Origin of the sequence: Ensifer sp. WSM1721 (genome assembly GCF_000513895.2) — a bacterium.
GTDB lineage: Bacteria > Pseudomonadota > Alphaproteobacteria > Rhizobiales > Rhizobiaceae > Sinorhizobium.
The window spans coordinates 17,231-39,586 of the sequence record NZ_CP165785.1 but is presented as its reverse complement, the minus strand read 5'-3'; the positions used below and the strand labels follow the sequence as shown (position 1 = coordinate 39,586).

At 54.8% G+C, this 22,356-nt stretch carries 12 protein-coding genes and 5 pseudogenes; 8 read left to right on the top strand and 9 right to left on the bottom strand.

The annotated features are described in order from the left end of the window. Positions 1–379: 379 nt before the first annotated feature. Both M728_RS28480 and M728_RS28475 read right to left on the bottom strand, forming a co-directional pair. Positions 380–1,345, bottom strand: coding sequence for a patatin-like phospholipase family protein (locus M728_RS28480; protein ID WP_084044662.1), 966 nt, complete (start codon positions 1,343–1,345; stop codon positions 380–382). A 783-nt stretch (positions 1,346–2,128) separates the two neighbouring features. Continuing rightward, positions 2,129–3,970, bottom strand: a pseudogene (locus M728_RS28475) (sigma-54-dependent Fis family transcriptional regulator); the annotation flags it as partial. A 484-nt stretch (positions 3,971–4,454) separates the two neighbouring features. On the opposite strand from M728_RS28475, the gene M728_RS28470 reads away from it, so the two are divergent. Further along, positions 4,455–5,432 carry a hypothetical protein gene (locus M728_RS28470; RefSeq protein ID WP_034884395.1) on the top strand — a complete coding sequence of 326 codons (978 nt, stop codon included), beginning with the start codon at positions 4,455–4,457 and terminating at the stop codon, positions 5,430–5,432. After that, positions 5,344–5,739, top strand: a pseudogene (locus M728_RS28465) (DUF1353 domain-containing protein); the annotation flags it as partial. The gene M728_RS28470 and the pseudogene M728_RS28465, both read left to right, overlap by 89 nt. A gap of 250 nt (positions 5,740–5,989) precedes the next feature. Here the strand turns inward: M728_RS28465 and M728_RS28460 are convergent. The 5 genes from M728_RS28460 to M728_RS28440 all read right to left on the bottom strand — a co-directional run bounded on the left by M728_RS28460 (position 5,990) and on the right by M728_RS28440 (position 12,863). Beyond that, a complete protein-coding gene (locus tag M728_RS28460) occupies positions 5,990–6,757 on the bottom strand; it encodes a DUF1353 domain-containing protein (protein ID WP_051441033.1) in 768 nt (255 codons plus the stop codon). A 102-nt stretch (positions 6,758–6,859) separates the two neighbouring features. Next, positions 6,860–7,765 (bottom strand): peptidoglycan-binding protein, encoded by a 906-nt coding sequence (locus M728_RS28455; RefSeq protein ID WP_026622733.1) that lies wholly within the window; start codon positions 7,763–7,765, stop codon positions 6,860–6,862. Between the two features lie 17 nt (positions 7,766–7,782). Next, positions 7,783–8,778, bottom strand: coding sequence for a hypothetical protein (locus tag M728_RS28450; RefSeq protein WP_026622732.1), 996 nt, complete (start codon positions 8,776–8,778; stop codon positions 7,783–7,785). A 19-nt stretch (positions 8,779–8,797) separates the two neighbouring features. Next, positions 8,798–10,270 carry a hypothetical protein gene (locus M728_RS28445; RefSeq protein WP_026622731.1) on the bottom strand — a complete coding sequence of 491 codons (1,473 nt, stop codon included), beginning with the start codon at positions 10,268–10,270 and terminating at the stop codon, positions 8,798–8,800. Between the two features lie 385 nt (positions 10,271–10,655). Continuing rightward, positions 10,656–12,863 carry a M6 family metalloprotease domain-containing protein gene (locus M728_RS28440; protein WP_198023432.1) on the bottom strand — a complete coding sequence of 736 codons (2,208 nt, stop codon included), beginning with the start codon at positions 12,861–12,863 and terminating at the stop codon, positions 10,656–10,658. 1,309 nt (positions 12,864–14,172) lie between these two features. Here M728_RS28440 and M728_RS28435 point away from each other — a divergent pair. Next, positions 14,173–14,805 (top strand): annotated as a pseudogene (locus M728_RS28435) (transposase); the annotation flags it as partial. Between the two features lie 206 nt (positions 14,806–15,011). Beyond that, positions 15,012–15,272 (top strand): annotated as a pseudogene (locus tag M728_RS28430) (SDR family oxidoreductase); the annotation flags it as partial. Positions 15,273–15,304: 32 nt separating this feature from the next. On the opposite strand, the gene M728_RS28425 reads toward M728_RS28430, so the two are convergent. Together M728_RS28425 and M728_RS28420 are read right to left on the bottom strand one after the other, a co-directional pair. Continuing rightward, positions 15,305–16,105 carry a hypothetical protein gene (locus tag M728_RS28425; protein WP_026622727.1) on the bottom strand — a complete coding sequence of 267 codons (801 nt, stop codon included), beginning with the start codon at positions 16,103–16,105 and terminating at the stop codon, positions 15,305–15,307. After that, the gene (locus tag M728_RS28420) at positions 16,102–17,493 is read right to left on the bottom strand and encodes an ATP-binding protein (protein ID WP_084044661.1); all 1,392 of its coding nucleotides are present in this window, start codon (positions 17,491–17,493) and stop codon (positions 16,102–16,104) included. Before M728_RS28420 ends, M728_RS28425 begins: the two co-directional genes overlap by 4 nt. Before the next feature lie 447 nt (positions 17,494–17,940). On the opposite strand from M728_RS28420, the gene M728_RS28415 reads away from it, so the two are divergent. The 4 genes and pseudogenes from M728_RS28415 to M728_RS28400 all read left to right on the top strand — a co-directional run bounded on the left by M728_RS28415 (position 17,941) and on the right by M728_RS28400 (position 22,000). After that, positions 17,941–18,789: a GIY-YIG nuclease family protein gene (locus M728_RS28415; protein WP_034884390.1), complete on the top strand. Its 849-nt coding sequence runs from the start codon at positions 17,941–17,943 to the stop codon at positions 18,787–18,789. 149 nt (positions 18,790–18,938) lie between these two features. Beyond that, positions 18,939–19,083 (top strand): annotated as a pseudogene (locus tag M728_RS28410) (integrase); the annotation flags it as partial. A gap of 375 nt (positions 19,084–19,458) precedes the next feature. Beyond that, positions 19,459–20,688: a hypothetical protein gene (locus tag M728_RS28405; RefSeq protein ID WP_156943558.1), complete on the top strand. Its 1,230-nt coding sequence runs from the start codon at positions 19,459–19,461 to the stop codon at positions 20,686–20,688. After that, complete coding sequence (locus tag M728_RS28400; RefSeq protein WP_026622723.1) at positions 20,675–22,000, top strand: hypothetical protein; 1,326 nt, start codon at positions 20,675–20,677, stop codon at positions 21,998–22,000. Before M728_RS28405 ends, M728_RS28400 begins: the two co-directional genes overlap by 14 nt. Positions 22,001–22,356 lie beyond the last annotated feature (356 nt).

Genomic DNA, 22,356 nt, shown 5'->3' with positions numbered 1-22,356 from the left:
TCGTAGCGCGACTTCAACACGCCGCCGGCCTTTTATGGAATGCGTGGATCAGATCTAATTCGGCTAGGGGGGCTCAAGGCACTCGTCGACTTAATGATTCTTCTGATCCTGTTTCTGACCGATGCCCATAATCCTCTGTTAGATCTCACCACACTTCCGACGTCTCGCGGCCGCGACCACCAGCCCACATTTCTCACGCGCACTGAAATTTCGAACGGGCACAAGCGCCATCGGGTATCGGTGTGGGTTGCATCCACGGGCGGTGATCCGGCGGGGACTTCCCCGACGCCCCTCCATATGCGTTCGGGACATGGTTGCTCCGTAACAACGCCAATAGCGTAGGCGTGGCAGTATCACCACCGCTCGGCATAATCGGTTGTCAGGACAGCAGCTGAACGATCCGATTTAATTCGTCTTCAGCATCGCTTGTTGCCAAATAAGCTCGCGCTAGATCTTCGAGATCTCTGATGTTTTCCTCGCTGGCATCGTCTAAATCATCATTCACATTGCTCAAGTCGACTTGCATGCGCGCATAGTTGGATCCGGTAACAATCTGCTTGGCGGAGATGTGTGCCATTTCAGAAGTTGCGTCGAGGAGAATATCGATCAGAGGCTTTACCCAACGGATCATGCCCCACCTCTGAGAATCTTCTATAGAAATACTCCTGAGCAAGCTTCCGGTACCTAGGGAAACAACGACATTATGATATGTCGATTGAAACTCTCTCAGGCTCGCCGTCTGCGAAATTCGAATAGCCTCGGCAATCCCGAGCATAGAAGGATTGTTACAGAACACCCCTCCATCGATGAGCGGTCGCTCCATGCCGTTACCATCCAATATATGGGCTGGAAAATAGGTGGGAGCTGAACACGACGCCTTACAGGCTTCCCACACGGGCAGGCCACTCGTTTGCGGGTCATAAGACCGCATGAGAAAGATTTGACGGTGAAGGACGTCATACGAGGGTATTACTAGATTGGTTTTTGCATCGGAAAGTGAGCTTGGCATACCAAAAAGCCTTTGAAATGCATTTTCTAGAGCTTGACCTTCGTAGGACGGACCGTAGGAAAAAATGTCCGGCCATCGCCACGCCCTCCGACCCGCTTTAAGCGGAGGGAAAATCTCGGGTCCAAGTTCTTTGTAGAAATCTATGCACCCCCCAATGTCCTGGCCCGTCGCAGCAACCGCAGCGATTACGGCTCCGGTTGAGGTTCCAGTAATCAGATCGAAATGTCCACTTACATCATCGGTGTCGAGTAGACTTGCAAGCTTAGCCAAGAATATCGCCGGAATAATTCCTCGTACCCCTCCTCCGTCAATCGACAAAATACGAAACTTTTTCATTTCGCTCCCCAAAAAATAAGCCACACAGGGCTAAATACAAATATGAATTTTTAGGCAACCAGAACATGCCGAAAGGAGAAACAGTGTGATCTCCTCTCTGCCGCAAAGAAACCTCCACGACCTAAATATAAATCGCATCCTAGTCCACTCTCTTGGTTTAGTCCAATCACGGTCCTTGTTTGGACCAAGGAGCTCACAATTTCGACCCAGCCTTCATGGCGGACCGGGGGAACGTTGCGTACACGGTCAGAGCCTGCGCCTTCGCGGAGGAGCCAAGACAAGGTTACCGCTACGGCGTAGCGTGATTTTGCGGGGCATCACTACAATGGCAGGTTTGAAAGGCAGGGATCGAAACCGCGCCAGCCGCGACGACATGCTGCGGACACTGGATCGCTGTTGTCGAGGACGCAACCTTCGGCCACGAGACTCGACAGCACCAAGACGCCCAAATGCGCTGGGGAATGTCGTTGAGACGCGTACTCGATCATTCAATGGCAGATGCCGCGCCAAAGGCTCAGTCCTTCCGGCCCACTCACCCACTTTAGACAATCGGGGCAAGAGCGACAGTCACACCGGAGGCAACGGTTCATTCCCTCGCCTTGAAGAGAATCGAACTGCCGACCCGCTGAAATCGGTTCACGTCTGGGTCCTGCCGTGTCCACCACCAAGAGCGATTGAAGTTTGATTTAAGAACGAAAGTGGCACGCCAGCCGAGGTTATGGCCGGCTGGCGTTTCCCGATTAAGACAAATGGTGACGCTCCTGCAAGCCGTATACGGGGGTCCGTCGAACGATCAAGGCCTAGCCTTCGCGCGGCCTCGGAGATGTTCCAGGCGCAGGCCGACAGCATTAGGCCCAGGGCCGCACCGGCGTCGCCCATACCGGCAGCCCCGGCCTTCGCGACGAGGTGGTCCGGCAAATCGCCAATCTCCACGACGCCGTTTTCGGCGAGCGCGGCGCCGACGGCGATGGCGTTATCGAGTTCGCGGATGTTGCCGGGCCAATCGTGCGACTTGAGCGCGACGAGCGCCGCAGGAGAGAGCGTTAATTCGCGCTCGCCATAGGAATGCCGCGCCAGGATCTGAGCCACGATCCACTCGAAGTCCGGCCTGTCTCTGAGGGCCGGAAGCGAGAGCGTCGCGGCGTTCAGCCGATAGTAGAGATCCTCGCGGAAAGCCCCTTGCGCGACGAGCGTCTGCAAGGGCCGGTGCGAGGCCGAGACGACGCGGATCTGGACCGGACGCGGCACGCTTCCCCCGACCGGCAGCACTTCGGCCTCGGCAAGCACGCGCAAGAGCCGGCTTTGCAGGACAAGCAGCATGTCGCCGATCTCGTCGAGGAAGAGCGTGCCGCCGTCGGCCTGTTCGATCAGGCCTTTGCGGCCCTTGGTGGAGGCGCCGGTAAAGGCGCCCGGCAGGTAACCGAAGAGCTCGCTCTCGATCAATTGCTCGGGGATTGCGGCGCAATTGATCGCGACGAATTGGCCCTTGAGGCCGCTGCCCTCGTGGATGGCGCGTGCCAGATGTTCCTTGCCGGTCCCGGTCTCGCCCTGGATGAGGATCGGCAGTCCCGCGCGCGCAAGCTTCGCCGCCTTGACCTGAAGCGAAACGATTTCGGGAGCATCGCCGCCGAGCCGGCGCAAGGGCAGCGGAATCTGCTCGCGCGAGACGGCCGGAGCGCGGGTGCGGGAATGCGGCTCGATCGCATGGGCGAAGAGCGCATTGCCGTCGCGGGCGAAGACGAGCCGCTCCTGCGTCGGACGCCGACGCGTAAGATCGGGGAGGTCGTCGATCTCCATGTCGAAGAAGCGCGATACCGGCTCGCCAATAAGCTGGCGCGGATCGCGCTAGTCGAGCCCGGTCGAGCGCGCCAGGATCTTCGCCCCTCCGTGGGTCATACCGGCGATGCGCCCGAGGCCGTCGATTGAGATCGCCGCCTCTGGGTCGACGTCGAGGAATTCCGGCGAGCGGGAGAAACGCAGCACCCATTGATAAGGCGCCTGGGCCATGAGGTTCGCGAGCTCGATGCGTCTGGCGGTCGCGGTGACGAGATGCAGTGCGAGGTTCTGGCTCGCCTTCTGGATCGGCGAACTCAAGAGCGAAATGTCGAGGACGGCGGAAAGCTCGCCGCGCGCGTCGTAGATCGGCGCCGCCGTGCAAGAGAGCGGCGTATGAGTGTTGTCGAAATGATCCGTCTGATGGATCGTCAACGCCTCCCCGGTCTCGAGGCAGGCGCCGACGGCACAGGTTCCGGCACGCCATTCCGACCACTCCGAACCGAGATAGAGTCCGGCCTTGCGCAGGTTGTTGTCGAAGAGCGGATCGCCGAGGAACTCGACCGTCACGCCCTGCCGGTCGGAAAGCAGCAGCACGTAGTTTTGTCCCGCTACCTGCCGGAGCAGGTGCTCGAGCCCGGAGCGGGCGATGCTGATGAGATCCTCCGATTGCTGGCGGTGCTCCTTGAGCCGCGGTCCCGGCACGATATAGGCTTCACAGGTCTGTGCCGGGTCGAGCCGGTGATGCTCGAGACAGCGCAGCCACGACTTCACGACCATATCGTCGCGGCTAACAGGAAGGCCGCGGCCGACGCGCTCGATCTCACGGATGTGGTCGGAATGTGAAACCATGACCGCCTCCCAACGGATGCCCTCTCTCCTCCGCCGAGTGTGAGCATCGCCAGGGCGAATGTAAAGGAAGCGAAGAGCAAGCAGGCGCCTTCAGGTTTACCAATTGGGCTTCACAGGTCTGCCTCGCCTGCGCAGTGAAGGAGTTCCCGACGATACATAATGCGATCTTTTTAGTTCAAATCGTGAACAACCTTCGTAGCGGCCCTTACAATTGGGGCTGCTTGCTCGTCGCGACTGAGAGTCGCATCCGACCTTCGAAAGAAAGCGGCAAGGCCTGGCGCTTAGATACCAAGTTCGCTACTCAGTAAGCATCCCTGCGACGCGAGATCTTTTAGCAGATGCCCCGCCAACGAATACCAGTTGAGGGCACGCTGAGCCGTCCTGTTCCACGAACAAGCGTGACTAACCTTTAAAGTTGCAATTTTTCGGCGAATTCGACATCATTAGCAGGACCTAATGAGGGGTTAGGCAAACGGGGGTGCTCATGAGATATTATGCCGCGTTGGCAGCAACGGCAGTGTTTGCATCGAGTTGCGCTACTAGACCCCTTCCGGAAGATGTCACCCGGTTGAATACCTATGCCATCGTTACGAAAATCCGCTGCGAAGCGCGGGATGCTGTCTTCTCCGAACTACTAGCGTATTTAAAGGACACTAGCCGCAATGTTTCACCGCATATAATTAGCGAAATTGAAAAAGACCCAAGCATTATTGCTCAGTTCGATCGACGCAGGCTCCCGGTTGCGATCCGGAAGAAAGTTGATCTCTACGCCAATGCCGCAATTGTCTATGACTTCAATTTCGATATGTCGCAGCACAGCACAAATAGTCTTGGTGCGACCCTGAATGATACCTGGAGCAGTGGTTTTTTTAATCTTGGCATTTCTGGGACAAACGAGCGCACGCGCCGCAATCAGCGACAGTTTAGAGTGGAAGACACTTTTTATAAACTATTCACGAATCCGCCCAGATGCGAACCCTACTCCAAAAATGGGAAGTTCGAGCGCAAAAGAAACTACGCATATCCCATAACAGGATACATAGGGATTCAGGAAATAGTCGACACGTTTTGGCGCCTAAACGAAGACCATATACTTGGCAATGCTGACAGCGATCAACCAAAGGTCAACAAACTCGCGGATGAGATCGAATTCACGACTAAGAATAAGTTTTCTGTCACACCTCATGCCGAGCTCGACCCCGCAAGTCACTTGAAGATCGTAGTCGTTGATGCCGAATCTACCAATTGGCGAGAGGACATTCATACTGTCACTATTGGTATCGCCGTTCAGGACGAAGAAGTAGAACCGGCCGAGTTACGCGACAGAGGCAGACCAACACGGCGCCCCAGCAGGGCTGCTAGTGCTATTAAGAATGCCAACGAGGCAATCAATGAGCTGCAATTCCGCAACATGCAGATCTTCAACAGAAATGACTTGCAACAATTACTTCCAAGCTTCTGAAAGATCAGGTCAAAGGAATGTGTCGCCGGCGCAGCTCGCAGGGGTAGTGATTTTTTCCAAGTGGCTGTTAACTGCCGCAGTGCTGGTCGGTTGCGGAGTCGCTAAAGCCCAAGGGGCCGAGTTCTTCGGGACCTTCTCCAGCGGACCAGCGGGTCAGTTCATCGATGCAGGCCAGCGTCCCCTGTTTGAGCTCTCAAGTGAGTTCAGCTTCGATGATCCTAATGGGCTAAAGTGGAAGGTTCCCAAGGGGACAAAAGTGGATGGAGCGTCCATCCCGCAAGCGCTCCGGTCAATCATCGGAGGGCCGTTCGAGGGCGCTTATCTAAAGGCGTCGGTTATCCACGATTACTTCATTACTTCTGCGAGACCAAGAGCCGCACAGCTCATGATACGCATCAAAACTTCTATTATGGCATGCGTGCCAATGGAGTGCCCGTTACCGATATCCGACCGCTCACCCTCTCCGCCAGACCGGGTCTGCTTGCCGCTTACGTTCTCTGAGCGGGGCGGAACGAGTTCCTGGATGCTCTTCGGTTTATTGGCATCGCCAAGAGCGTCTAGGGGACGTCTTGTAAGGGCTCTGCTTCTGGCGCGACATAATGCGGCGACTTTTGACGGTTCATTGCATCCGGCCAATTGTCTGAAAATCGTTCCGACGATTGATTGTACGGAATGGTTGGCTCGGCGCGAGCCAACGTTTCCAGCTCTGTTAGGGTAGTAGTATCGTCCTTGATGAGTTCTGCTTTCACTCGTTCGAGCTCGGCGATTGCCTCGTGCTCATCGAGTTCGGGCGTGAACTTCTGAACTTGAATATCACCGGGCTTTGCGCAGGCGACATTATCCGGGCACGTTTTAATTTCTTCCAGGTCCCATCGAGGACCAAACCGGTAGACGGCATAGTACATCAGCTTCGCTCTAAATGGATTGGTACCATCAGAGATCATGGCATCATAAAACATCCGATGGACGTCCTGCCAAAGACGATAAAGATGCGTGCAATAGAAATCATGCATGACCGCCGCCCGGCGGTAGGTGCCGGTATAGGGTGACCCAACTACCGCCCAAAGCGCTCTGGGAATTGACGCGCCATCAAAAATGAGGCCGGATCTTGCATACCAGTGAACTCCCTTTGGGTCGATGTATTCGAGATCTTCTGCCAACTCAAATTTTCGATCGTCTGGGGGGACAAGATCTTGGAGTACCAATTTTCCTTTAAAGGTGCTCTTATTCCCCGAAGGTTGGCCGGTATCCTGCGCCGCAGCTGACAAAATGCCGGAAAGTGCCAAAAGAAACGCGGGCAAAGCCGTTAAGAACTGGTTTTTCATCTGTTAATGACCCCAAAAATACATCTCACAGTCATACAGGGGGCGGCGATCATACAGCGGTGCGATGATCGCCCCACCGTTGCAAACGACCGGGGACAGCAGTTAGCCAGCTTGCAACAATTCCAGGATTTTGGCAGACGGGATGCCATCGACAATGAGCGCGTGATCCGTTTGAAACTTTCGGATCGCGGCTTCCGTGTTTGGCCCCATTACCCCGTCCACTTTCCCGGGACTATAGCCGGCAAGCACCAAACCTTGCTGAATTTTCATTATGGTCGTTCGCGAATATCGCTGCTCCGTGCAGCCACTCTTGCCGGTATCCAGGTCAACGACCAGTTCGGGGGATAACGCACAGACACCATACATCACGAATGAGGTTACAAACTTCCGCTGGATTACTTGGGTCACACCTTGCGAATCCCGTGATGTGCCCTTGAGCACAAAGACATGCCCGATCGTGAATATTGGAAATTTGTACGAGGCCGGTAGTAGCGAGGCGCGAACTGCAATGCTGGAAACAGGCACTGAGAACGCACTCTTCGTCAGAAGCGGATTACCGGCATCATTCTCGTTTGTTAGACCGGTCGTACCCATTTCGGGCCCGGTAATATAGAACGAGGACATAATCGGTTGGGGCACGCCAAACACAGCCTGCGAATCAGCTGCCCTTATTCCTGACACGATTGCTTCGAGGTCTTCCGCATCGATGAACGGCTTGAGACTGAAGGTTGCGTAGCCTTCCTTAACAGCAGATGACCTCCGGTGGAAAAGAGAAAACTCTGGCGTTTTGTCCAGGTTTTGCTGCAGCCGAATCGAATTTGGGACAATAAAATACAAATGGTCGCCAGGATCGGCTGAGCGAAACACACTGATCGATTTAGGTTCAGAGAATCCTACGATTGAATCGAAATCAATCAGTCCATCCGCGCCCGACAATTCCATTGCGCCAGTCGATCGCGCGAACGCGACGATGACCATTACAAATAACATCCGAGCGAAACGAGACATCCTCCCTCCTCCGACATTTACTTCAGGCCGTTACAACCTGCAGTCCCATCCTCCAGATTAACAATATTACTGACATATTTCTTGCACATATCACCCAACATAAGTATCGCGGCGAGCCGTTCTACATCGCCTCGTTCGACTGTCGACGTCAACTGAATCTCAGATTGCGACCTCAACTTTGACAGCAAGTCTTCACGCGCCAAATCCCAGCCATAGACAAGTACCCCGTCCTTATTTCTTACCGGACTCGGCTTCCCAACCAGACCGATTACCCATTTTCTAGCCGCAGCGTATTCAGCGGCTCCAGCCCCGGAAAAATGGCTTGTAATAAACTGTAGAATGCGACTATCGGCTCTTTGATCAAGCGCTGATATAATACCTTGTTTCTCGAACTCATCTGCTATCGTCGTGCCACTATAGACTGCCGTTCTACGCTCAATCAGTTGTAAGCTCGGCTGAATCTCAAGCATTATGCCGAGCCCACCATCGCCGCCCGAAAGTATTCGCTCCAACTCTGATCGCGTCTCTTTCAACTCGAATGTAAGCGCAATCGTTGAGCCAGAGGCGAAGTCACCCGGATTTTCATCCAGCTTCACAACCTGCGGCGTTGTCGACGATTTCCAATAAAACACTGACGTCGCGACTGTGATCGGCGCAGGAGCAAAGCTTGGCGGTGATCCACCAGCTGGCGTCAGTGCTCCTGTCAGACTCGAAAGTGTCTCGCTTGGCACATCCAATGTGACGGAAATTGTAACAGATGCAGCCCAAAGCAACTCTTCGCCTTCTGCCCTATAATATTGAACTCCGAGTTTGGTGAGGCCATCCGAAACGGCCACGTGAGCGATTATTGGCAGCAAGTAAAACGTGTTGCGATCGTGAGCGTCCCTATAGACCGCGACCGTTGACGCAAACGCCTCGTCCACAGCAACCGTTTCGGCCTCTTGCGCGCCGGCCCCATTGAACGGGGTGAGGATGACCGCTCCTGCCAAGAGCACGGCTGCACGGACGTCCATAGTAGCTCCCTCACCTAGATCACTGAAGCCCTCGAAATACTGACGTCACGCTTTGTAACGCCGGCGGCTGCAGCGAAGCTGAACGGCACGGCATATTGAGCACGGAAATGGTAGAGCGCTCCCAAGTCTCGCCGCTGATCTCGCCTGCGTCGGCTAAGCTGCGTAGGGTCGACAATTGATGACCAATGCACTCCTCTATATTCGCTAAGCCGTTTGCATCAAATTCAACTCCCATAGCAGCGCTAATTCGATCCTCGGGAATACATACATCATCCATAGCCTTTTCCGTCTGCTTTTCCCACACAGCGTCAGAAATCTTTCCCTCTTCTTTTAACTTCAGAAGTCTTTCTAGCTTTGCATCCACGCACTCGCGAAGCGCCTTGGCGGTGGCGCCGAAACTCGCCTGATCAATACAATGGTTCCCCACCAGCGTAAGGTCTGCAAAGCTGTCGGGGTACCTAGCACAGACCGCATTGAAACTAAGACCTACCGAGAACTCGCGATCCGCCAGCTTTTGGGTGTTGATTTCAAAAGCAAAGTTCACGGTCTCTTCGAGATGCTCCCAACCACCGCCGCCGGAGAAGCCCCAGCCCCAATTCGATGCTTCTGGAGCAGAGGCAATACCTCCCGGCTTGAGCTTTGGTTCGAACATACCCTTCTCTCCTATTTTGGCTTCAACGAGAGATTTAAATACCTCGAGCATGTAGGCATCCTTATCGGTTTCGCCCCCTTCGAGGATGTCTATGACGATGGAGCCTTCGTTGACGAGTTTTTGCCAGTCGACGCTCCATGACGTCTTCACCATTCCCCACCAAGACGAGGTATTCGCTGTCGCCTTGAAATGATCGTAGACGCGCTTGGTGTATACAGTTATCTTTGCATGAAGGCGCTTCTCAACGCCCGTGAACTTGAATGTATATCTTGCTCCGAGCACGTCGCTGTCTGGTGCCACACCCTGAGCGAATGCACGGCCACCGATGTTTGTGAGTGAAACGGTAAAGGCTTGGGTCGCATCAACTGTCCCGCCCTTGACCGATGGTTCGCTTGTATCTTGATTTTTACTGTGGAACGCTCCGTTTAGCAGTATCTCCATTTTGCTATCAACCAGCGTTGGAAATGCAAATGAAGCATTGGGATTGACATTCTTGACCGCCGCCGCGACGTCGTCGACGACTTTCTTGTCGTAGGCCGGTCTGACGCTGAAAGTAAGAGCAGCGCCAGCACCCTCCGGATCCGGCGCAGTCAACCCCCAATACTGGACGCCAAGGCGTGGTTTTCCATCCTCATCTCGGACCAAGGAAACTGAAGTTGGCACGAAATAGTAGAGATTCTTATCGGCGTCGTCCGGATACACAGTGACAAGCTCGGGATTGGGTAAGCCTTGAACTGCATCCAAAACTGGATAGCTATATGCTGATGCGTTCAGCCCCAGAAATATAACGGAACAGTAGGCAAAGAAAATCAGCCGCTGCACCCTCTTATGAGCAACCATATTCCCCTCCCGAAATATATAACCGTCAAGATCCAAATGTACGTCTTACTTTCAATGTGTCAATATGATGAGTCATTTTACTAAGATACGCTTCACCTCTAGTGCTACGGTCAAGCAACAGCTCGCTCGGCGTGGGATGCAGCGTAAAAATGGCTCGCTTATCGCCATGCAAGACGGTCATCCAACTGGCAATATAAGCGGCGTGATCGTCGCGGCTCGATCGCAATACAAGAATGACATTTCCGCGATTGCTGTTCAGGTGCTGCTTTCCTTTTGTCCTTCTATTCCCCACCACAGTGACGGTGGCGAATGCCAAAACGTGGATCTGCGGCAAGCGCGTCCCTTGCATTGCAGACGGCAGCACTGAGTGTGGCCCTTGTCTGATCTATTGAACACCAAGCCGCCGAAGTCGGTTCTCCAATTCATAGTTGAACTGCGGAGCCGCAAAGGAGTCATCTTTTGGAATGTTGAGGTCTTGAATTTCTGCTGCCACTTTGTCGAGCGCCTCCTGAAGATTGGCAATTGCAGCAGCTTCGGGAGCGCGTTTTGTCAAACCCTGGAGTTGTTTCTTGATCACCGTCGCGGCGTCTGCCCCGGCTACTTCTGCCGCGTTCGTCAGGCCAGCAACTGCACCATAGATCTCGGAGGCGCTTGAAAGAAGGTCTATTGCGGAGGCCGCGTTTGAGGGATTGTCAGCTGAGCGCCACTGGAACAACTCACGCGCGAAGTTCTCACCTGAAATGAGCGAGCCGCCAGTCCTCAGTTCAGCTTGCTCTGGTGCGAGATACCAAGTGTCTGCTCCAGCTGGATCATTCGAGACCCACGCTTCCATAATTTGGGGAAACACGCGCTCAACAAAGGGAGTCCTGCCCATCTCTAGCAATGCAGTAACAGCAGCTTTGCCGTCCTTGGCCGCCCACGACATGATCAGCAATTCAGCCGCGATAGTTGCCTCCGTTATTGGCGCATTAGGATCGATTAGGGTTTTGTACTCGTTCCACATCCGGGCGAGCTCGGCTGGTGTGGCAAGCCTCGTGTCACGCTCCAGACTATTGAGTGCCGATAAGTCAAAGTTAGGAAATGGTGGAGATGCTATTAATGTGCCAAATCGCCTTGAAAGTGGGCCATCTCCAGCGACACCTTCCGCGACAACGGGCTCCCCAGTGCCTCGGTAGCCGACCCTAACCGATATGCGCTGGTCTATTACGCCAATCTCGTCTATGGCGATGTGGGTGGGTTTACCGTCATAGCCAACTGTGCTCGGCACCGTTTCCGGTGTGAAAGCGTCTCCCTGGTTAAAATAGTCAAGGCCAGTGGCAGGTTCGCCGTCACCAAAATCGTCTTTCTTACCACGTCTTACTAAGCGTATTAGTTTCGGGAATGTAAATGAGTTATCAAAGACGAAATCGGTGTTTCTTGCATTGGGTCGCGAATCAACATGCCAAATGAGCAGACCCTCGCCCGGCATATCGGCCGCGCCTGCATCATTTCCGACCCGCATGCGGTTCTCCAGGAGAAAAAGCTCCTGACCTGGTGTAACGGTTGGGGTGAGGCCCGGAAAGATTGCCACCGCTTTGGTGCCACTTTGATCTGATCCGGATGGCTCCAGCACGATTCGCTCCTCCGATCCAGGCCGCACTACCTTCGGAACTATCCAGTCCAATAGCCATCGGCTTAGCGCGTTATGATTGCCCCTATTGGCGTCCATGACGTCAAGCCCGCCGACACCTCCATCTGGTCCTGGACTACTCACTGATGGAGAGCAAAGGCCCCTGTTAAATCGCTTCGATGAACAATAATCGTAGTAGTCGGGTAGACCCAGCGCGTGGCCTGTTTCGTGGATAAGGGTTACCGGGTCGAAGTCGTCACTCTCCCGAACGGAGACAAACTGGAACACGAACTGTTTAAGCCGTTTTCCGTCGAAGCGTTTGCTCGACGCAGCGTTGACAAAGAACTCCCATCTGTAGGCCCACCAAAAGCCTCCCCACCCATTGTCTGGACCGGCGTACATTACCGTTAGAAAGTCAATATCGCCGTCATTATCATTGTCGTATTTTGAGAAATCGGTTTCCTCATCAAGTTGATCAAGCGCTTCCGAAATTAGATCAAATAGAGACTGATTATCGATCCTTGCTTTCGTTTGCTCGGTCACGCCGGCGGGATATTTCGGCTCATAGTGTTCGCGATCGCCCGTGAGATGCACCCAGCCACGGACGTTGCCCTGCAAGTTAAGCTTACCTTCGGAGGCACGGCGGTAGTATTCATGGACACTCTCATAGGGGAAAAAAGAGGCAGCCTTCGCTGTACCACTCCCATATATGTTCTGGGAGATTCGGTCGGAGGTTAAACCCGGGAGGGCGTCGCTCGCTTTAATGTTCTTGAAGTCCACCAATACCGTGAGCGTACGAGGTGCTCCAACGGACATAAGCTCTGGCTTGGCCGGATATGGGAACGCAGGAAGTGGCCCGCTTGTTAGAGCCGCTGCCTGATCGCTGGAACTCAAACCCGCAGCTTCCAGTTGGCCTTTGAAGAGCGTAAAGAATGCCTGCTGCCGAAGGCCCGCTCCGACCTCGTTAGTCTGAAGCCGGTTCATCCGGAGAACTCTTTCGGAGGCATCTGCCGACCGCATGAGCGCCGCCTCTTCCGAAGGGTCCAAAACGGAGTGCCCAAGGGCACTCGTACAGTAAACCGAAGTTGTGAGGCCCAGAAACACCGGCGCCAAGAATTTAGTCAATCTAAGTCGAGTCATGAGCCTAGCCCTCCTCAGGCTGATGAGATCACTGCTCACGTACCAACACTCGAAACTGATCCCCTGGATCAACCGCATGAGCCTTGTAGAATTGACTCAAAATATCTCCTGAGATTTTGCCAATCGGGCGCATGCCCGATCCACGCGCCTGCTCCGCCTTTCTAACGGCGCTCGTAAACGGATAGTCATCGCGGCTCAGTGTCTTTTGGTATTTGTATGAGCGCTCCAAAGCGGCGTTGCGTTTGGCGATGGCGGAAGCTCAGGAAGTGGCAACACCTGAAATGTGATGAGATTCCAGCTCGGCCGTGGCGTTATAACCGCAGAGCACACTAGTTCTGGCGTATACCCGATAATGCCGATTGCAAGGTGAATCGCATACCAATGAACTCGAAACAGCACTCAGGCCATTCCCCCTCCCAATCGCGGATACCAACATCAGCAGAATCAACGTTCGGCGATTACTATACTGCGGTAAACATATGTTCGGATGCTAAAGATCTTCTGAGAAGTTCGGCTTGAACCGACGAGCACTCTCTGGATAACTGAGTTCGCCACATCGACCCAAATTTGATAGCTCTCTATTTGCCAATCTAATTTAGCAATTACAAACGTATACTGAACTCAGATTTGATGCAATAATAAATTGTAAGCGCATGATTCTGCAATTATATTCTCAATTTAGGTTTCGGACGGAGCGACTTTACGACCTGGAGGTAGTGCGGCGTCAATCTGCAACAGGGCCGAGCTGCTCACTCCTGCCTTGTCTGTGGGTAATCAGCCGATAGGCAGGATCAATATGGTGACCACAGTCCAAGGCGGCGAGAACGCCTTCAAGACAGCGGTTCAAGGTAGCGAAGTCGCATGATGGCTTATCTAGAGTCTCCGCCCGAAGAATGGGACATCGGATTATCCGAAAATGTGACCTGTCGTTTGCCATTTTACTGGTCAGCTGCGCTTTAGCGCCGACGTTGGTCGCTCGAACCGTCGCCTGCTCGTCAAATACGACCCGCGGGAGTGGCCCCGTACCTTCGGGCAACTTCGTGGGAGCCCGTTATGCCGGTGACACTTCATGACGCCGCGGCGGCGCGATGGTGGCTGAGCCGCTGCCGCCACCGGCGGCATCCTACGTACTCGCGACGCTGCAGCACGGCGCAGGCGCGGTCGGCACGCGCTGAGAAACGCCTCGAAATATAAGGGTGACGTCGGCTTCAACGCGGCCCTGCGCCGATCGGGTGGTGTCTCGAACCTCGAGCGGCTTCTCGCAAGCTGGCGCCGCGCCGAGAGGTCGGGCACGGACGGTGCGTCGCCGGCGCAGATCAATCAACCAGTTCGCGATGCGGTGCCGATCCGCGATCCGGAGAGCGGCCATGTGATCTCGCCAGTTTATCGCAGCTGCCCTGTGCATAAGCCGCGAGGCATGCTGACAATCAATCAGGCGAGGAAGGTGGATACCCTGAAGCAGGGATCACATCAGTTTACCCTGATGCGCGGCCTTGCCATACGATTTCGCGGCATTCTCCGCAGCCGTGAAGCGAGCAAGCTAGACGCTTGGATCGACGATGCCGTCAGCTCCGGGGTCACGCCGATTGTCCGGTTCGCGCGGGTCCTGCGCCGTGACATCGGCGCCGTCCCCAACGCCATCGAACTGCCCTGGAGCAACGGCCAGGCGGAAGGCCAGATCAACCGCCTGAAGACGATCAAACGTGCGATGTATGGCAGAGCAGGCCCGGAGCTCCTCAGAGCACGCATGCTGCCGCTCAACAATTCTCATCACCACACAAATTGAGGAAGACCCCATTTACGTGCCAAGCGATAAACGCGCCCCATTACAGCAACTACGACACGCCGTTTATCGCTCTGAAAGCTGCCGGTGGCTACGAAGGGAAAATGCCGCCAATCAGCGTTCAGGCGGCTAGTGCATTTCCAGCAGTGATCGAGCGCTTCGCATCCGATTCAGCTTTAGGACTTCAGGTGAGTTGAGCGAGGAGACCCGTGCGCGCGCTGTCCGAGGGCCTGAGACAGGAAGTCACTCCCTACAACATCCGCACCACGGTCATCTCGCTGGGCGCGGTGGCAACGGAGCTGCTCGACCACATAAGCGACAAGGATGTGCAGGCCGCCAACCAGGATTTCGTCGGCAAGATCGACCTCAAGCCGGACAGCTATGCCCGCATGATCGCTTTCGCGATCAGCCAGCCGGAGGATGTCGACGTAAACGAGATCGTGTTCCGCCCGACCGCGCAGGAGCTTTGATCCGACAGCCGCCGCCTTTTTGCCGTTAGCTCTCAGGTTCGATTTACTGCCTCAAGATCCAGCGCTCTAGCGCCCTGCGGTCGCGCGATCTTCAGAGCTTCTGCTAAAGCCTTCTCGGTGGTCCTTCCAGCAGCGGTGCGTTCAAGCTTTTTGATCCTCCTCTCTAGCCCCACAATGAAAGCGTCAGCACGCATCTCCTCCGAGTCCTCGATAATGAGCGACATAGCGGTGATTACTTTGTCGTCGGATATGTTCTTATCGACGAGATTTCCCATCCTTTTGAAAAAGTTCGTCCGCATCGCCGTTACAACGGTCTCCCGCGTCAGGCCGGCTTCCTTCATAGCAGGTTCGTTCAGCTTGCAGACATCCATTAGCTCAAGGCCCTTTGGAGTCTTTGAGATGTAGATCTCGTAGTTCACGTGGGAAAGGTGATCGTTCCAGAGGTCGATTCTGGGATGCGGAATCGAGTATCGTTCCGATTGCTCTGGCAAGGCCTGCAGGGGGTCTATCGGCGGGATAGGGGCCACGTAAACGTCAGTCTGGCGTTTGGCGCCGTTGCACCGCTTGCAAGCGATCGACAGGTTTCCCGGAGCGGCGAAGAACTGAGGATAAATGTCCTCGCAAAGGACGTGCTCAAGATCCCACTCGTTCGAGTAGATCGTGGCGTTGAACTTCCGACAATAACAGCATCGTAGCCGTTGATCTTTGATCCGCGCTTTCTTGAACCTGTCCTTGGCTGCTGACTGATCGAACCACTTGTTGAGTATCTTCTCGCCATGGGCAGCGCGCACGGCGTCGATCTCATCGACTTCGCATTGGAGAAATTCGGTCATCGCGGTCTAATCGCCAATACTACATTGGCTACGAGCTCACGCAGAGGATCGTCCTGCGGAATGTTGAGCCAGATACCCCCAAGGAAGTCGGCGAGGTCAAGAGCTCGAGGCTCTCCATGTTTGCCAGTCTCAATCAACGTTAGAGCTTCAAGAACCAATTGCTTGAGGAAGTTATTGCCCGACGTCACGACCTGGAAGGCGTTCAGCAGGGTCGCGTCGGGCGACGTGTCGGCAACGACCGCCGGGTTAAGTTCCACCTGTTGGTTGTCCAGACGAAGTACCGTCGAGCGCTCGCTCGCCACGCCGCTGACAATAAGTGGAGAATGCGTCGCGATCACAAAATGACAGCCAGCATGCTGACGTGCCACGGCGTCTAGCATCTCCACGTATCGGAGCTGCCACTCGGGGTGGAGGCTGTTCTCGGGTTCGTCGATAAGAACGACGCACCCGTTCTCCAGGAAGGAGGCAAGTCCGAGAAAGCCGGACAGGAGATTGAGCTCTCCAGACGACAGCTCGAGAAGTTCGACGGGGTCATCCTGCTCGCGGCGATGCAAGATGATGGACGAAACCTTCATTGCCCCCTGGCGAACCAAGAGGCGCAGCTCATCCGAATCGACAACGCCGCCGCCATCGAAGTCGATTGGAGGTTCCCAATAGTGTTGGCCGCTCGCAAAGTCGATCGCGTACTTAAACGATCTGTGGTCCGTCCTTGATCGATGCCGGTAGGTCAAAAGATAGTCTGTAAGTACGGTACCCCCTGATGGGGAGGGACGATCCCGGCTACTGCCCTGCGCTGGCTCGTAGCTGATTGTCACCAAGGGCTGATAGCCTATCGCGTCGAGAGTTTGGACGACCCTGTGGTCGCCTTGTGCCGTCCGCTCCGCGAAGGTGAGCTGATCGATCGACCGCAAGAGACGTGCCCGAGGCGAGATACGGTATTCAGCCTTGAAACCGAGATAGACGTAGAACGGATTTTCGCCGCCGCTATACCCAGATTCGCGGGTATCGTCGGCAGGCGGGAACTTGTCGAAAGGCGTGAAAGACAACGCGATGACCTTCGCGGGTCCGAGAGTACGGAGGCTATCTCGTTCTGACCGGAAGGCCTTCGCATCGGCAGTCACGTTGAGCATCGCGTTCGCATCATCGGAGCTAATGCCGATATGGGAAACCCGCCCCATCCCCTGTCGGCTCTTCAAGTCACGCTTGGAGAAGTACGCCCGGAAGCTCATTGCGAGCTCACGAAGGACAGAGGACTTTCCGGTGCCATTTCGTCCAACCAGCACGGTCGTCTGGCTTTGATGCGAAGAGCCTCTTGAGAACTTGAGGGTCTGGCTGCCGATTGTTGGGAGGTCGACGTCAACGGTTGTTATGGCGAAGCGTGATGGCATTAAGAAAATCCGAATGTAGCTGCAGGCTACGTCTACGCCACCTTTCTTAAAGAATCTCCCTCAGGTTGCGAGTCAATCCTTGGTCCTTTTCTTGTGACGAGATACGACATGGCCGTGCTCAAGAATACGTAGACAGCGCTTCGCTTAGATTCTCTTTTCAGAACGCGGGCAAGAGATCGATGATCTGGAGGCCGCGTTGGGGTTGCAGAAATGTAATACCGGCCCGCATTCTCCTTACGTGCCTATTCGGGCACGAGAGCGATTGCATTCAAGTCTGATGATGTCTTCTGTAACGGCAGCTAATCGCGGTCTGGACCCGAAAGCTGCCGGTCAGCTCGCGGCGCCCGATTTTCACTCTCAGCTAATGGCACCTGGCCACATCTGCCAAGGTTGACACGGTGAATTGCCCATGCGCAAAAAGCCCTCGGTATCGGGAGGCAACTGCGCATGACGGATTCGCAACTAACTGCGGAGGTTCTCCTGAACCTCGGCTTCGTCGACGTAGGCAAATGGCAGCCGAAAGGAGATTCCATTGCTTACGATCTTGACGGCGCAGACGCCTCAGCGAGCGAGGTTCTGCTGGACGCCCCTAACGCGCTCTACGCCTTCGTGCGTGATGACCAAGTTGTCTATATCGGGAAGACCGCCCGCTCGATCAGGAAGCGGTATGTCGGATACTGTCGACCGGGAAAAACACAGGCCACCAACCAGCGCTGCCATCGCAACATTAATGCCGCGATTGCTGAAGGTACCGAGATCCGCATTTTCGTTTTCACGCCGATAACTCACCTCCGATATTCCGATTTCGAGATCAATCTAGCCGCTGGTCTCGAGGACAGCCTGATCCGGGAATTTGATCCCCCGTGGAACGGTAAGGATAGAGGGCACCCGATCTCCGAAGACGCAGAACGCGAGGAAGAGGAAGAATCCGAGTTTGGGGCATCGGATGTCGTCGCGGTAGCCGACGCTCCGGCGGAGCCGCGGGCATCCGGCCAGGCTATCGCAACCTTCTCGGTCGTGCTCGGAGCTACATATTATGAAAAGGGCATCCTCAACCTAGGCGTTGAAGCCAGCGAATATCTCGGCAAGGACGGCGACCCGATCCGCGTCCGGTTCAGTGATGGTAGCCAGACGGTCGTCTCGAAGATTAACAGGATGGCCAACCGGACCGGCGCTGTCCGGGTCGTCGGCGGCAATGCGCAGATCGCCAGATGGTTTCAGGAGAACTTCAGCGGAGGCGACACCGTGCATGGCAGTGTGGTCGATCCGCATACTATAGAGTTAATTGCCGGGTAGCCGGGGCATAGTTGGCGAGGCGTTGCCGCACTCGTTGAGCCGGCTAGGTTGCTGCAGGTCGCTACTACCGCCGGGTTGTTACAGGGGGTTCAGCAGAAGCTGATCCAGCTTGCCGCACCGATCGTCATTCCCCCCGAAGCGTACGGCGAGTAACTGCGATTGGGCTGCGACGCGAAGACTATGGCACACACTCGCTTCGCCGCACCAAAGCCGTGAGGATCTACAAAGCGCCGGGCAATCTTCGCAATCCAGATTCTGCTCGGACATACCACGATCGAGAACGCGGTCAGGTAGCTTAGTGTGGACATCGAGGATGCGCTAACTAGCGGAGCATACAGAGATTTGAAAGAGCGCGGCCCCGAACCCAGCGGGGCCGTGCCTCTTTGGGCAAATGTTTCCGGTTTTCGCACTTCGATTGAGCGGCTATGCGCCCCATGTCAGTCATAAAGGAAGATTTTGTACCCGCCCAGAAGCTGACGCTCATTCAGCCATTGCTGCCATTTGCTACGATCTGAGACTAGGTTCGCCTTTGCATAGCGGTCACCGACATCGGTGGATGTAGGCCCGACTGGATCAACCACGAGGAGGCGTAGAAACCAACGATCAACCTTTTCAGGATAACCCAGTTTTAGTCGCCAAAGTGGCGTTGCATGGCAAGGATTTAGCCCCGTGGAACTGCAATTACTCGACAGGATTTCCGAGGGTGAAGCCGTATGCTTCCTCTGTAAGACATCGCTCGCTCAATACGTCGAAAATTTGCCAGCTAATTTTCGAGAATTCTATATCCAAAGAGGCATTGTAACGAACCGTTTCCTCGACAACCTTTGGGACACGATTTCGAAGAAAAGGCACATCCCTCCAATCGTTCTAGTGGCCGGGCCGAACCCGCCCGCGCACGACGTGGGCTCCATCTTCAATCTCGGTTCGGACTTCAAAGTTCTTGACGGACTTCAGCGGAGTCATCGTCTCAAAGAAATCTGGGACACGCTAACCTATATCAACGATGAGTTCGTTGACCAGGCTGAAGTTCCCGTCGCCCGATTGACGCGCCAACTCGCGCCGAAATTACGCGAAATCGATCTCAGCCCGCAGATATTTCAAAAGGCGTTGGAGGCGAACCGTAAAGGCATCGAGGCAGTAGAGCTCTTCGAGGGCAACACCATCTGGCTTGAGATTTGGTTCGGCTTGTCGGAAGCGGAGCAGATACAGAAAATGCTTGTACTAAACGCCGGGCATAAGTCGGTGAACATCAAGCACCAAATCGAGCTGATCTTCTGGAGTAATTTCGAAGTTCTTGCCAAGGAGCTCGCGCCGAGCACGATGGTTCGTGAGAAGGACAAGGCTTCCACCACCTACAGCAAGGGAAGAAAACCCGGAGAATTTCACTTCGCGCACCTCATTTCCGCTTTCGTTTCGCTGACCGAAGGAGAAACCGTAACAACAAACGCGGAATTCTCAGCGTCTCAATCGTTTAGCGGCGACAACGGTTCCGACGAGTCACTGCTCGATATCGACGACCGCTTGCTTTCGGCGTTCGCTAAAACACTTAGGCTCCTCGATGGCGCGCTGCGCAGCGAGTCGGGGATTCGATGGCTTGGTCGCGAAGTGGTTCTGGTTGGAATCTTTGGAGCGATCGGCGCGATGGCCAAAAACCACCCTGGCACAAAAATCGAAGGTCTATCGAAATTCAACGCCCGCATCGAGCAGTACGCCGAGGTCTTGAACCTCGAAGGTTTTGAGGAGTGGCGGAATACGCTTGACCTCTCGAAGGTGAACATCGGCAACGTGAACAAGCGAGCTGTCTTCAATGCCACTTCGGCATTCGTGGAAGGCAAGATTTCTGGTCCGATTAACTGGCGGAACGTGAACGTCAAGGATGAGCTCCATGACGCTTCGTGAGAAGATTCTTGAAATCATCAGGCTGGCCCTGACGGCCGACGAAACGATTCTTCCACAGGACGAACTCGATAATATCACAGACATCATTCTTAGAGCTGATGAACTCTCTGCTATGGCCTCCGAGATTTTCGGGGACACGGGTAGCACCTTCATATCCGAGATTGTTTCGCTCTTCGCGCGACTACCAATCGCGGCGCCACTGAAGGACGTTTTCCCAAAGGCTACCAACCTCGTCGCGTTCCTTAATCTCGCTAACCAACTTGATCCCGATGAACTGACCGAGGAAGTACCCGCCGAACTGGGGACTTTGTTTGTTCGCGAGGCCGCTCTTGAGGCGTTTAGCAAGAGTGGCGATAGATTGAAGCTATTTGTTTACGAGCACCCGACAAACTTCAACGAGTCGGTCGCTCTCTTGGATTTCAGTAACGGCTTTGAGATCGCACCTAACTCGGCGAATTTTCCACACACAATGGCAGCATGTGTCGCCATCCAAGCCGGGCTCGAAACGGTTGATCTCACAGGCAAGGGGTGGATTGTGTCCTCGGTGGAAGACGAGCAGCGCCGCCTGTTTTACTGCAAGTACCACGTCCTTCTCGCGGGGCACCTTCTGACGAACCCGGTGTTTGCTCCCTCTACCCTAGCGCTCCAAGGGATCGCGGAGACACTCCGAACCGCCGAGGAATACAACCAGTTTAGCGAAGCGTTTGAGATCTTGGGAGAGATCAACAGCCGGACGACGGTTCTCGACACGCTACTCAGTTGCTACCACGTGCTCGAAAATTACATGATCCGCGCACAAATCGTTAAGGTTGTTGGGCGCAACAACGCATCCATGCTGTTTGGCATTCGAAATTTTAAGCAGATGGAAATCGCTGTTGAGAAGAAGGAGATGGCCCATCTGAGCCAACTAATCTCCGAGTCCTGGCAGAAGCAGATCGGCATCCAAACGTTTCGCGATTATGTCCGCGATCGCTTCGACGCACTGTTCCATGATTCGGCCTTCGTCGCCGACGATTTTCACGATTTCATGGAAAAGCTGACTGTGAAACCGAACGGCCAGCGGCTCAACCTTGGCAATCTCAACGAAGCTTGCGACCTCCTCCCAAAGTTGCTGTACCAAATTCGATGCTCAATCGTTCACAACAAAGAAACGGAGTTCCATCTCTCGAATCGAGAGTTGAACGTTGCCACGGTCCTGATGACCCTGGTCGATCTGTGTTTGCCAACCATGCAACGATTGGCGTTTGGGCTTCCGTCCGTACCGGCGCCGAACCCCCTGTTGTACGCGAGACCGGTGCTGAGGCTCTATTGAAGAAAGCAAAGGGAAAAGCTGCAGCCCCCGCTATAGCCTTACCGCCGCGTGAGAACCAGCGTTCACAGGGCCTTTCAGAGGTTTGAATATTTGCGAGCATGCAGCCGGGACGTGGGAACTGAAGACCTGCGTTGCGATCGCAATTGGTTGGGCTGGGATGACTGCTTTCTTGGGAGTTCTTTCTGGAAAACAGACAGTCAGCAAGCGGCCCCCAGACACCCGACTTTCATCCCCGAGCTCGGGCGACGCGTCTGTCTCAGGCAGGCATCCGGCGAGAGTGTTCCATCGAGCCCCTCTTGGTCGCCGAGGCTGTGTAGGGGCGAGAACATCCCGGAAACGCGGGGACGCCATCTTCT

Excerpts from the sequence above, each read along its gene's own strand:
- M728_RS28480 (WP_084044662.1), bottom strand. The coding sequence starts at position 1,345 with ATGAAAAAGTTTCGTATTTTGTCGATTGACGGAGGAGGGGTACGAGGA.
- M728_RS28470 (WP_034884395.1), top strand. The coding sequence starts at position 4,455 with ATGAGATATTATGCCGCGTTGGCAGCAACGGCAGTGTTTGCATCGAGT.
- M728_RS28460 (WP_051441033.1), bottom strand. The coding sequence starts at position 6,757 with ATGAAAAACCAGTTCTTAACGGCTTTGCCCGCGTTTCTTTTGGCACTT.
- M728_RS28455 (WP_026622733.1), bottom strand. The coding sequence starts at position 7,765 with ATGTCTCGTTTCGCTCGGATGTTATTTGTAATGGTCATCGTCGCGTTC.
- M728_RS28450 (WP_026622732.1), bottom strand. The coding sequence starts at position 8,778 with ATGGACGTCCGTGCAGCCGTGCTCTTGGCAGGAGCGGTCATCCTCACC.
- M728_RS28445 (WP_026622731.1), bottom strand. The coding sequence starts at position 10,270 with ATGGTTGCTCATAAGAGGGTGCAGCGGCTGATTTTCTTTGCCTACTGT.
- M728_RS28440 (WP_198023432.1), bottom strand. The coding sequence starts at position 12,863 with ATGAACCGGCTTCAGACTAACGAGGTCGGAGCGGGCCTTCGGCAGCAG.
- M728_RS28425 (WP_026622727.1), bottom strand. The coding sequence starts at position 16,105 with ATGACCGAATTTCTCCAATGCGAAGTCGATGAGATCGACGCCGTGCGC.
- M728_RS28420 (WP_084044661.1), bottom strand. The coding sequence starts at position 17,493 with ATGCCATCACGCTTCGCCATAACAACCGTTGACGTCGACCTCCCAACA.
- M728_RS28415 (WP_034884390.1), top strand. The coding sequence starts at position 17,941 with ATGACGGATTCGCAACTAACTGCGGAGGTTCTCCTGAACCTCGGCTTC.
- M728_RS28400 (WP_026622723.1), top strand. The coding sequence starts at position 20,675 with ATGACGCTTCGTGAGAAGATTCTTGAAATCATCAGGCTGGCCCTGACG.